The following is a 10,868-nucleotide window of genomic DNA, read 5'->3' as shown; positions in this document are numbered from 1 at the left end:
GGTGTCCTCAAGCGCCGGACGGGCTGAACGACTGCCCGGAACGACCCGCCTCAGCGGGAATTGCGGGCCAGGTCCAGCGCGTACGACTCCCACCACTGGCCCGCGCCGGGGCCGCCCTTGCAGGTGCCGTCGGATTCGCCGGGGCGCTTGACCCAGAGGTACGCGTCGACCAGGCGGTCGCCCGTGCGGGTCGTCGGGGGTTCGCCGAGGGCGCGGCCGGAGGGGTTGCACCAGGCCTTCTCGTGGTCGGCGCCGTTGAGGGGGCCGTTGCCGTTGCGGCTGGTGTCGATGACGAAGTGCTTGCCGTCCAGCAGGTGGGAGAGCCTGCGGCCGTATTCCTTGTTGGACCGGGTGGTCTGGAAGTTGGAGACGTTGAGCGCGAAGCCGTCGGCGCGGTCGATGCCGGCGCGGCGCAGCGGGCCGGCCATCCGGTCGGCGGGCGTCACCCAGCTGGGGTTGCCCGCGTCGAGGTAGACCTTGGTGCGCGGCAGCTGCTTGAGCTTGTCGACGGCTTCCTTCAGGAGGGCGAAGCGCTCCTCGTGGAACTGCTGGGGCGTGCAGCCGTCCTCGATGTGCGGCAGGGCGTCGGGCTCCAGGATGACCGTCGCGCCGCGGTCGCCGATGCCCCGGGCGGCCTGGTCCAGCCACTGCCGGTAGGCGTTGCCGTCGGAGGCGCCGCCCTGGGAGTACTGGCCGCAGTCGCGGTGCGGGATGTTGTAGAGGACCAGCACGGCGACCCGGTCGGCCTTGGCGGCCGCCTCGGTGTAGCCGCGGGTCTGGCCCTCGGGGTCGTCCGGGCCGATCCACTCCGCGACCGGCTGGGCGGCGATCTTGCGGAGCAGCTCGGCCTTCCCGCTCTTGCCGCCCTTGCGGAGCTCGCCGGACCGCTTGGCCGCGGTGGACTCCGGATTCACCCAGAAGGGTGCACGCGCCTTGGGCTGCTGGGCGGGTGCCTGGGGTGGTGGCGCGCCCTTCGGCGGAGCCGCCGACGACGAGGAGGACGAACAGCCGGCGAGGACCAGGAGGCCTCCCGCCGCGGCTCCTGCCACGGCCAGGGCCGCGCGGGCCCCGCGTGTGCGGCCGGTGTAGCTGCCGTACATCCACTCCCCCTCGGGTGTACTTCCATTAGGGGTTCTGCCCATGCCCCATCGGGACATGACCGGTCCCTTCAATGCTTGCACAGAGAGCCGGGCCGCGGAGTGCGGTACGCCGACGACCGGGTGTCAAGTCGCCCCGATGGAGCAGCTGATGGGCCGCGGGAGGTACGCGGGGACCGCGAGGACGGCGCCATGTTTCAGGAGTGCCCGGCTCCGGTCAGGTAGGCGGAGACGACGACGTTCGCGCTGTACGCGTGGCGGGCGCGGTCGTAGTCGCCGTCGCAGGCGATGAGGCGCAGCTCGGCGCGGTCGCGTTCGCGGGGGCCGTAGACCTTGCGGGCGTCGAAGTGGTCCTTGGTGTAGACGGAGACGTCCTCGACGGTGAACTCGGCGGTGGTGCCGTCCGCACGGGTGACGGTGATCCCCTCGCCGGGTTCGAGGGCGGTGAGGTCGTGGAGGGCGGCGGGGGCGGGCGCGTGACCCGTGCCGCCGCGTCCGGGGTGCCCGACGAGGACGGCCGCGCCGGGGGCGCCGGGCTGGGGGCCGGCGCGGTACCAGCCGACGGCGCCGGCCCGGCCGTGGGGCGGCGGGCCGAGGTCGCCGAGGGGGGCCGGGCCGCGGTCCTCGATGGGGGCCCGGACGCCGACGGCCTCGATGGCGAGGCGCTGCGGGCGGGCCCCGGGCAGCGGGGCGTGGGCGGGTGGCAGCGGGTGGTCGGCGGGGCGGCCCGCGGCGGCGACGTCACCGGCCGTGGGGGTGGCGGCCCCGTGCCCGTCGGTGGCCTGCCGCCCCCACAGCCACAGGGCCAGCAGGAGGAGGGCCCAGGCGACGCCGGTCACCAGGCGGCCGCGGCCTCCGGTGCGCGGGGGAAAGGGGCGTGGCGGGGAGGCAGGTGGCGAGGGGGTACGTGGCGGGGACGTACGCGGTGGGGATGTGCGCGATTCGGACATGACATCGGCCGCCTTTCCGTCACCCGACACCGCTGCCCGCCCTGCCCGCTCCGGTCGCCCCGGTCGCCCGCCTCACTGGTCGTCCTCCGAGCGCCGGCGGGCCGCCGCGTCGTTGCGGCGGCGGTGCCAGATCAGCCCGGCGGCGATCAGGGCGGTGGTGCCCGCGAGGACGAGGCCCGGGGTGCCGGGCTCGTCGGAGGCGAGGGTGGCGCCGCCACCGCCGGCGGGCACCGCGGAGACAGGTGGGACGGGGGAAACGGGTGCGTCGTGGGAGGTGCGCCGGTCGGTCCCGTCGCCCGGCTCGCCCTGGGGCGGGTGGGCGGGCCCGTCGGGGTGCTCGGCGCGGCCGGTGCGGTCGCTGTAGGCGGTCCCGGTCCCGGCTCCGGTCCCCGTCCCGGTGTTCAGGGTGCGGTTGTCGGGCCGTGGCAGGGGTTCGTTCGCGTCGACGATCGTCAGCCGGCCCTCGGCGACGGCGTCGTGGCCGTCGCAGTGCACCCGGACGGCGTAGGTGCCGGGCGCGACGGTCGAGCGGACGGTCGCCTCGGCGAACAGGCCGGCGGAGTCCCTGTTCAGCCGGGTGTCGGCCACGAACGCCTCGGAGGTGGCGATGCCCCGGTCGCCGCCGCAGCCGCCGAGGCGCAGCTGGACCTGGGCGCCGGGGTGGCTGGTGACCGGGGTCATCTCGATCGTCCCGGACATGGTGACGGGCCCGTAGTCGGCGCCGGTGCGGTCCGGGAAGGGGGCGGAGGGGTAGCCGGAAGGGTGGGCGTGCGCGGGTGTGACGCACACGGCGACGGCCGTCAGGGCCCCGCAGAGGGCCACGCGGACGGAGAGCGCGGGGCGGCGGCGGTACGGGCGGTCGGGGGCCGTTCGGGACGGGACCGTTCGGGAATGGGCCACGGTGAACCTCCTGGTACACCAGAAGGTTCACCCGGGCGGCCCGGCGGGCGCATCCGCTCCGTGGCGGCATTGCTCCATCCGGTGCCGGAACGGCCGCGGCGCGCCGGGGCGCCCGGTGCCGGGGAGCCCCGCGCCGTCAGACGAGGTCGACGAGGTCCGCGATGGAGTCGACGACACGGGAGGGGCGGAAGGGGTGCAGGTCGACCTCCTCGGCGCGGGTCAGCCCGGTGAGGACGAGGAAGGTCTCCATCCCGGCCTCCAGGCCGGCCAGCACGTCGGTGTCCATCCGGTCGCCGATCATGGCGCTGGTCTCGGAGTGGGCGCCGATGGCGTTGAGCCCGGCCCGCATCATCAGCGGGTTCGGCTTGCCGACGAAGTAGGGCTCGCGGCCGGTCGCCTTGGTGATCAGGGCGGCGACGGAGCCGGTGGCGGGCAGGGCGCCCTCGGCCGAGGGGCCCGTCTCGTCGGGGTTGGTGGCGATGAAGCGGGCACCGGCGTTGATCAGCCGGATGGCCTTGGTGAGCGCCTCGAAGGAGTACGTCCGGGTCTCGCCGAGGACCACGTAGTCGGGGTCGTGGTCGGTGAGGACGTAGCCGATGTCGTGCAGGGCGGTGGTGAGCCCGGCCTCGCCGATGACGTACGCGGTGCCGCCGGGCCGCTGGTCGTCCAGGAACTTGGCGGTGGCCAGGGCGGACGTCCAGATGTTCTCGACCGGCACGTCGAGCCCGATGCGCGCGAGGCGGGCGTGCAGGTCGCGCGGGGTGTAGATCGAGTTGTTGGTGAGCACCAGGAAGGGCTTGCCGGAGTCCCGGAGCTTCTTGATGAAGGCGTCGGCCCCGGGCACCGGGATGCCCTCGTGCATCAGCACACCGTCCATGTCGGTGAGCCAGGATTCGATCGGCTTGCGCTCTGCCACGGTGGGACTCCTGCCGTATGCGCCCCTCGCTGGGGCTGGGGACACCGGGGCGGCACCGCTCGTGCGCCGTCCCGGCACCCCCCAGCCTAATCAGCTGCCGGTGGCGGCCTTCCACGCGGCGACGTAGGAGCCGAGGTTCTCGTCGATGTCGGCCCAGTCGGGCCGGAAGACCTCGACCCCGCGCAGGAGGCCGGCGAGCGCGCGGGCGGACGGGTCACCCGCCTTCACGTCCGTACGGGCCGCGAAGCCGCCGCCGACGGCCGAGACGTCGCGCTGCACGCCCTCGGTGAGGAGGAAGTCGAGGAACTTCCTGGCGTTCGCGGCGTGCGGGGCGCCCTTGACGAGGCCGGCCGCGTAGGGGAGGGCGAAGGTGGTGGGCTTTCCGTCGTCACCGGCGGGGAAGAAGATGCCCTGGTGGGGCATGGACCTCATGTTGGCGAAGTTCATCTGGACGTCGCCGTTGGCCACCAGGAGTTCCCCCTTGTCCACCTTGGGGGCGAGCTGGCCGGTGGAGCGCGAGGGGCCGACGTTGTTCCGCTGGAGCTCCTTGAGGTAGGCCATGGCGGGCTCCTTGCCGCCGAGGTCGTGCATGGCCTTGATCAGTACGGCCGTGCCGTCGCCCGCGACGCCGGGGGTGGAGTACTGGAGCCTGCCCTTGAACCTCGGGTCGAGGAGGTCCTTCCAGGTCCTCGGCGGGGCGTCCTTGAGCTTGTCCGTGTTGTAGACGAAGCAGAAGTAGTTGTCGGCGATCGACGTCCACTTGCCGCCGGGGTCCTTGTCGCCGTCCGCGACCTTCTCGGCGCCCTTGGGCCTGTAGGTGTCGAGCAGCTTCTTGCCGTCGGCCTGCTGGATGAACGGCGGCAGGGTGACGACCACGTCGGCCTTGGTGCGGGACCGCTCCCGGGCCAGGCGCTGCACGAGTTCGCCGGAGCCGCCCTCGACGTATTTGACCTTGATGCCGGTGCCGCGTTCGAAGTCCTTGAAGACCTTGTCGTAGAACCCGGCGCCGTCCTCGGACTTGAGGCCGTCGGCGCTGTAGAGGGTGATCTCCTCGGCGTCGCCGCCGGCGGAGGCGCCGCAGCCGGTCAGGGCGGTGGCGCCGAGGGCCAGGGCCGCCAGGGCGGCGGCCGGCCGGAGGGGACGACGGGAGCGGTGCGTGACGGGCATGACGGGGCAGCCTTCTTCGGGAGGGACCGGTCGGGGGCTCATCGGTAGGTGGCCTTCGTACGGATCCGGGCGACGGCGGACAGCACGAGGAGCGTGGTGGCCATCAGGACGACGGCGAGCGCCGCGCCGGAGAAGAGCGCGCCGCGGTCGGTGGCCGCGAAGACCTTCACGGGCAGGGGCAGCCAGTCCGGCGGGTAGAGCATCATCGTGGCGCTCAGCTCCCCCATGGACAGGGCGAAGCAGAGCCCGGCGGCGGCCGAGAGGGAGGGCAGCAGCAGGGGCAGCCGCACGCGCCAGAGCACATGGGCCGGGCTCGCGCCGAGGCTCGCGGCGGCCTGCTCGTACGCCGGGTCGAGGCGGGCGGCCGCGGCCGTCACGGACTGGTGGGCGAAGGCGGTCACCAGGACCGTGTGCGCGAGGACGACGATCGCGGGGGTGCCGTTGAGCAGCACGGGTGGCCGCGAGAAGGCCACGAGGAGCGACAGTCCGACGACCACGGACGGCACGGCCACCGGCAGCATGAACAGCACGTCCATCACCCGGCGGGCGCGCCCGCGCAGGGCGTGGGCGGAGAGCGCGGCCCAGGTGCCGAGGGCGAGGGCGAGGGCGCTCGCCATGACGGCGGTCAGCAGGCTGGTGACGAGGGCGTCGAGCGCGTCGCCCCGGACGACGTCCCGGTAGTGGCCGAGCGTCGGACCGGAGGGGAGCGCGCCGCTCCAGCCGGTGGCGAAGGACGCGGCCACGATCACCAGGAAGGGCAGCGCGAAGACGGGGAGGAAGACCACGAGGAAGGCGGCCCACACGCACGCGTGGGCGCGGCGGCTATGCACGAGCACGGCGGACTCCGTCCGTACGGGAGGAACGGGAGGGGTGTGAGGAGCGGGAGGGGCGTGAGGAGCGGGAGGAAAGGACGCGGTAGAGGCTGTAGAGCGCCACGGAGAGCGCGATGTCGACGACGGCGACGACGCAGGCCCCCGTGTAGTCGCCGTCGAGGATCGCCTTGCCGTAGACGAGCGTCGGCAGCGTCGTCACGCCCTTGGCGCCGGTGAAGAGGACGATCCCGAATTCGTTGAGGCCCATGACGAGGACGAGCGAGCCGCCCGCCGCGAGGGCCGGCAGCGCCTCGGGCAGGATCACCCGCCGCACGATCCGCGGGGCCTTGGCGCCGAGCGAGGCGGCGACCTCCAGCTGTGCGGTCTCCACCTGCGAGAACGCGGCGAGGAGCGGCCGCATCACGAAGGGCGTGAAGTAGGTGACCTCGGCGAGGAGCACGCCCCAGGGCGTGTGCAGGAAGTCGAACGGGCCCTCGGCGGCGCCGGTCGCCCCGGTCCACAGGCCGTTGGCCATGCCGGCCGTCCCGTAGACGAAGAGGAGGGCGAGGGTGATGAGGAAGGAGGGGAAGGAGAGGAAGACGTCGATGAACCGGCTCAGCGCCTTCCCGCCCGGGAACGGGACGAAGGCGACGACCAGCGCGAGCGCGAAGCCGAGCAGCAACGCGCCGGCGGTGGCCCCGACGGCGAGGAGCACGGTGTTCCGCAGCGCGTCACGGAAGGCGGCCTCGGCGAAGACGTCCCCGTAGGCGGCGACCGAGTGGCCGCCCCCGTCGGGCGAGACGGACTGCCGGACGACGAGCGCGAGCGGATAGAGGAAGACGAGCCCGAGCGCGAACAGGGGCGGAAGAGCGAAGGCCCATCCGGGGAGGGGGCGCCGGGTCCGAGCGTGGGACCGGGACCCGCTAGCCCATCTGGCTCCGGTCATCCGCCGCACCCCCTTCGTCCAGGTCGCCCAGGTCGCTCAGGTCGCTCAGGTCGTCCCTGCCATCCGTGCCGTCCGTCCCGCCCGGCAGCAGCACCGCGTCCCGCGCGGCGAAGTGGAGGGACACCTCCGTGCCCAGCGGCGGCGTCTCGCGGAGCTCGCGTACGTCCGCCTTCACACGGTGGCCGCCCACGTCGGCGTACAGGCGGTGCGTCGCGCCGCGCCACTGCACCTCCGTGAGCGTGCCGCGCAGGGTGTTCGGTCCGTCGCCGAGCCCGACCAGGTGCGGGCGTACGCACAGCGTGGCCGACGCCCCGGGCACGGCGGCGGTGGCGCCGTCGGGCACGGGCACGTCCAGCACCGTCCCGGCGAACTCCACGCCCCCGCCCGCCGCGACCGTCACCGGCAGAAGGTTCGCGTCGCCGACGAACGAGGCCGTGAAGGACGTGCGCGGGCGCCGGTAGAGGTCGTGCGGGGTGCCGCAGTCCTGGAGGCGGGCCCGGTCCATGACGGCGACGCGGTCGGCGAGGGTCAGCGCCTCGACCTGGTCGTGGGTGACGTACAGCATGGAGACGCCGGGCAGTTCGCGGTGCAGGCGGGCGAGTTCGGCGAGCATCCCGGAGCGCAGCCGGGCGTCGAGCGCGGACAGCGGCTCGTCGAGGAGGAGGACGTCCGGGCGGACGGCCAGCGCCCGCGCGATGGCGACGCGCTGCTGCTGTCCGCCGGAGAGCTCGCGCGGGTACCGCCGGGCGTACGCGGCCATGCCGGTCGTCTCCAGGGCCTCGGCGACCCGCGCGGCGGTCTCGGCGCGCGGGGTCCGCCGCGCCTTCAGCCCGAAGGCGACGTTGGCGTCGACCCGCATGTGCGGGAAGAGCGCGTACTGCTGCACCACCATGCCGACGCCGCGCCGGTGCGGCGGCAGCGCGGTGACGTCCCGGTCGCCGAGGAGGACCCGCCCGGCGTCGGGTCGGACGAAGCCGGCGACCGCCCGCAGCGCGGTGGTCTTGCCGGAGCCGGAGGGGCCGAGGAGGGCCATGAACTCGCCGGGCCCGACGGTGAGGTCGAGGGAGTCGAGCACGACGTTCCCGCCGTAGGAGACGGTGACGCCTTCGAGGCGGATCCCGGTGGCGGTACGGCCGCCGGGCGCCGCGCCGGTGCGACGGGCCGCGCCCGGCCCGGTGTCCGCGACGGCGGCCGGACCCGTACGGGCCTCCGCGCCGGCCCGCCTCACGACCCGTCCTCCACCCGCGCGAGCACCCCGGGCAGCTCCGCGACCGAGGCGAGGACGTGGGTCGCGCCCGAGGCGCGCAGCGCGGCCTCGTCGTGGGCCCCGGTCAGGACGCCCGCGACCACGGCCGCGCCCGCCCGGCGCCCGGAGAGCACGTCGTACGAGGTGTCGCCCGCCACCGCGACCCGCCGGACGGAGTCCACGGCCCGGGTGCGCAGCAGCGCCGTGAGCACCATGTCCGGGTACGGGCGGCCGCGCCCGCCGGCGTCGGCCGGGCAGAGCGTGAGGTCCGCCAGGTCCGTCCAGCCGAGCGCGGCGAGGATCGCGTCCTGGGTGACCCGGGCGAAGCCCGTGGTGAGGACGACGGCGCGGCCGTCGGCGCGCAGCCGCTCGATCGCCTCCCGGGCGCCCGGCAGGGGCACGCAGCGGCCGGCGGCGACCGAGTCCCCGTAGGCGGCCTCGAAGGCCGCGTTGGCGCGCCGGGCCCGTTCCTCGTCACCGCCGGCGAGGTGCCGGAAGACGGAGATCTTGGACTCGCCCATCGTGGCGCGGACGTAGGCGAGTTGCCGGGCGTGCTCCGGGGTCCCGGGCCCGGCGCCGAGGACGTGCGCGGCGGCGGCGAAGGCCTGCTCGACGAGGCCGTCGTCGGCGACGGTCGTACCGGCCATGTCGAGCACGACGAGGCCGATGGGGCCGCCGGAGCCGGCACTCGCCGTACCGAAGTCGTGGTCGGTCATGCCCTCACCAGCCCAGCTCGTCGGCGGTCCGCTCGGCGATCGCCGGGGAGCAGGTCATGCCGCGCCCGCCGGGCCCGGTGACCAGCCAGACGTCGTCGCGCACCCGCTCGCGGTGCACGACGCGGGAGGTGTCCCGGCACTGCGCGTACACCCCGGCCCAGCGCCGTTCGGTCTTGGGCAGGGGGCGGCCGAGGAGCGCCTCGGCGGTGGCGGTCAGGTGCTCGTACGGGTCCTCCGTGACGTCGAAGGAGAAGGGTTCCGCGTATTCGTGGGTGTCGCCGATCGTCAGGCCACCGTCCGCGCGCTGGACCATGAGCAGCTGCATCTTGTGCGCGGCGGCCACCGGCGGCTGGGGCCGGGCGGCGGCCATCGCGTCGAGGGCGGCGCCGCCGTACGCGGGGTAGTAGCGGAAGCTGTCGGCGTCGGCGACGGAGGTGGTGAGCGTCTCGCCCAGGGGCGCGGTCTGCATCATCTGCAACCGGACGCGCCGTACGGGGAGTTCGGGGGCGAGCTCGCGGACCAGGCCGCCGAGCCAGGCGCCCGTGCACAGCACGACGGAGTCGCCGGTGTGGGTGGTGCCGTGGTCGTCGCGGACGGCGTCGCCGCCGACGACGTCGCGGACCTCGCGGCCGCCGAGGTAGGTGTAGCGGCCGGAGGCGAGCAGGGCGTCCTTGAGCGCGCGCTGGGCGGTGCGGGGTTCGACGGCGGCGTCGCGGGCGCACCGGAGGGCGCCGGCGAACTCGCCGCGCAGGGCGGGGTTGAGGGCGCGGACGTCGTCCGGCGCGAGGAGCTCGAAGCCGCGGGCCGCCGCGTCGGGCCGGGCCAGGGCGGCACGGGCGACGGCCAGTTCGGCCTCGTCGGTGACGAGCGTCAGGGAGCCGTTGGCGCGGAAGCCGAGTCCGGGGACGCGGGCCGCGATCTCCTCCCACAGCTCGCGGGCGCGCAGCGCGGTCTCCAGCTCCTCGCCGCCCGCCCGGCCGCCGACCCAGACCAGGCCGAAGTTACGGACGGACGCGCCCCGGGCCTCCGGCTCGCGCTCGATGTGGACCACCTCGTGGCCGCGTTGGACTGCCTGCCAGGCGTGCATCGTTCCCAGGACGCCGGCTCCGACGACTATGACTCGCATGCCTGGAACGGTCGTGGGGGCGGGTGTCGGGGAGGAGGCGGGGCGGCGACGGGGTGGTGAACCGGCACCCAAAGTTGGACTAGACCCGTTATCTTTCTGTTACCAAATCGCCGGAGGGCGGGCGGGGGGAACCCGGCGGGGACCAGGGCCGTGGTCCCCGCCGGACCACGGCCGGGATCAGGAACCGCCCGAGGAGTCCCCCTCGCCCCCCTCGCCCCGCAGATGCGTCGTGAACGAGAACCGGTCCCCCCGGTACAGCGACCGCACCCGCTCCAGCGGGCGCCCCTCCGTGTCCCGCGAGACACGGTGGATGAGCAGCATCGGGAGCGCGGGAGGAGTCCCGATGAGCAGCGCCTCGCGGGGGGTGGCGAGGACGGTCTCCAGCCGTTCGTCCGCGTCGCCGAAGCGGATGCCGAGGCGCTCACGCAGATAGCCGTAGAAGGACGAGTCGGGCGCGAAGTCGGCGGCCAGCCGTGGCGCGCGCTCCACCGCGACGTAGGTGCTCTCCAGGCCGACCCGCTCGTCGTCGGCGAGCAGTACCCGCTCCATGTGCCAGACGGACGCGCCCGGTTCGACGCCGAGGTCGGGGGCGAGGCCCGCCGGGCAGGCGAACCGGTCCAGCCCGATGAGGTCACGGCCGGGGCGGCGGCCCTGGCGGCGTACGCCCTCGGTGTAGCTGGCGAGCGCGAGCGGCTGTTCGAGCTTCGGCCCCGCGACGACCGTGCCGCGCCCCATCCGGCGCAGCCGGCCCTCCAGCAACAGCTCACGCAGGGCCTGCCGCAGGGTCTCGCGGGACACCTCGAAGCGCGCCGCCAGCTCCCGCTCGGCGGGCAGCGGGCCGCCTTCGCCCAGCTCGTCGAGGAGGGCGGCGATCCGCGTCTTGACGGCGTAGTACTTGGGGATCCGGCCGTGCTCGGGGATGCCGGCGCGGATGGGGGCGCCGGGGGGTTGATCGTGCGGGGGGCCAGGGTGGTCCGTGACGTTCACGGCGC

General features: G+C 74.7%; 11 protein-coding genes. All 11 read right to left on the bottom strand.

The annotated features are described in order from the left end of the window. Positions 1 to 50 precede the first annotated feature (50 nt). On the bottom strand, positions 51 to 1,100 hold the full coding sequence (locus SMD11_RS21520) for a glycoside hydrolase family 6 protein (protein WP_087927998.1): 1,050 nt from the start codon (positions 1,098 to 1,100) through the stop codon (positions 51 to 53). 194 nt (positions 1,101 to 1,294) lie between these two features. Further along, positions 1,295 to 1,936 (bottom strand): class F sortase, encoded by a 642-nt coding sequence (locus tag SMD11_RS21515; RefSeq protein ID WP_234366115.1) that lies wholly within the window; start codon positions 1,934 to 1,936, stop codon positions 1,295 to 1,297. A 183-nt stretch (positions 1,937 to 2,119) separates the two neighbouring features. Continuing rightward, complete coding sequence (locus SMD11_RS21510; protein ID WP_087927996.1) at positions 2,120 to 2,947, bottom strand: hypothetical protein; 828 nt, start codon at positions 2,945 to 2,947, stop codon at positions 2,120 to 2,122. Between the two features lie 136 nt (positions 2,948 to 3,083). Further along, the gene (locus tag SMD11_RS21505) at positions 3,084 to 3,863 is read right to left on the bottom strand and encodes an HAD-IIA family hydrolase (protein ID WP_087927995.1); all 780 of its coding nucleotides are present in this window, start codon (positions 3,861 to 3,863) and stop codon (positions 3,084 to 3,086) included. 90 nt (positions 3,864 to 3,953) lie between these two features. Next, on the bottom strand, positions 3,954 to 5,030 hold the full coding sequence (locus SMD11_RS21500) for a 2-aminoethylphosphonate ABC transporter substrate-binding protein (protein WP_087927994.1): 1,077 nt from the start codon (positions 5,028 to 5,030) through the stop codon (positions 3,954 to 3,956). 38 nt (positions 5,031 to 5,068) lie between these two features. Then, positions 5,069 to 5,866, bottom strand: coding sequence for an ABC transporter permease (locus SMD11_RS21495; protein ID WP_087927993.1), 798 nt, complete (start codon positions 5,864 to 5,866; stop codon positions 5,069 to 5,071). Further along, positions 5,853 to 6,788, bottom strand: a complete 936-nt coding sequence (locus SMD11_RS21490) for a 2-aminoethylphosphonate ABC transporter permease subunit (RefSeq protein ID WP_087927992.1) — start codon at positions 6,786 to 6,788, stop codon at positions 5,853 to 5,855. The genes SMD11_RS21495 and SMD11_RS21490 overlap by 14 nt, the downstream gene beginning before the upstream one ends. Further along, a complete protein-coding gene (locus SMD11_RS21485) occupies positions 6,766 to 7,905 on the bottom strand; it encodes an ABC transporter ATP-binding protein (RefSeq protein ID WP_087930649.1) in 1,140 nt (379 codons plus the stop codon). The genes SMD11_RS21490 and SMD11_RS21485 overlap by 23 nt, the downstream gene beginning before the upstream one ends. A gap of 107 nt (positions 7,906 to 8,012) precedes the next feature. After that, entirely contained in the window at positions 8,013 to 8,750 is a 738-nt protein-coding gene (locus SMD11_RS21480; protein ID WP_087927991.1) for a phosphonatase-like hydrolase, read from the bottom strand. Positions 8,751 to 8,754: 4 nt separating this feature from the next. Next, complete coding sequence (locus SMD11_RS21475) at positions 8,755 to 9,876, bottom strand: TIGR03364 family FAD-dependent oxidoreductase (protein ID WP_087927990.1); 1,122 nt, start codon at positions 9,874 to 9,876, stop codon at positions 8,755 to 8,757. A 177-nt stretch (positions 9,877 to 10,053) separates the two neighbouring features. Further along, a complete protein-coding gene (locus SMD11_RS21470) occupies positions 10,054 to 10,863 on the bottom strand; it encodes a GntR family transcriptional regulator (protein ID WP_087927989.1) in 810 nt (269 codons plus the stop codon). Positions 10,864 to 10,868 lie beyond the last annotated feature (5 nt).

This window comes from Streptomyces albireticuli (assembly GCF_002192455.1).
Taxonomy (GTDB): domain Bacteria; phylum Actinomycetota; class Actinomycetes; order Streptomycetales; family Streptomycetaceae; genus Streptomyces; species Streptomyces albireticuli_B.
The sequence above is the reverse complement of the archived record's forward strand: the minus strand, read 5'-3'. Positions and strand labels throughout refer to the sequence as shown.

Coding starts and splice junctions, on each gene's coding strand:
- SMD11_RS21520 (WP_087927998.1), bottom strand. CDS start 1,100: ATGTACGGCAGCTACACCGGCCGCACACGCGGGGCCCGCGCGGCCCTG.
- SMD11_RS21500 (WP_087927994.1), bottom strand. CDS start 5,030: ATGCCCGTCACGCACCGCTCCCGTCGTCCCCTCCGGCCGGCCGCCGCC.
- SMD11_RS21490 (WP_087927992.1), bottom strand. CDS start 6,788: ATGACCGGAGCCAGATGGGCTAGCGGGTCCCGGTCCCACGCTCGGACC.
- SMD11_RS21480 (WP_087927991.1), bottom strand. CDS start 8,750: ATGACCGACCACGACTTCGGTACGGCGAGTGCCGGCTCCGGCGGCCCC.
- SMD11_RS21475 (WP_087927990.1), bottom strand. CDS start 9,876: ATGCGAGTCATAGTCGTCGGAGCCGGCGTCCTGGGAACGATGCACGCC.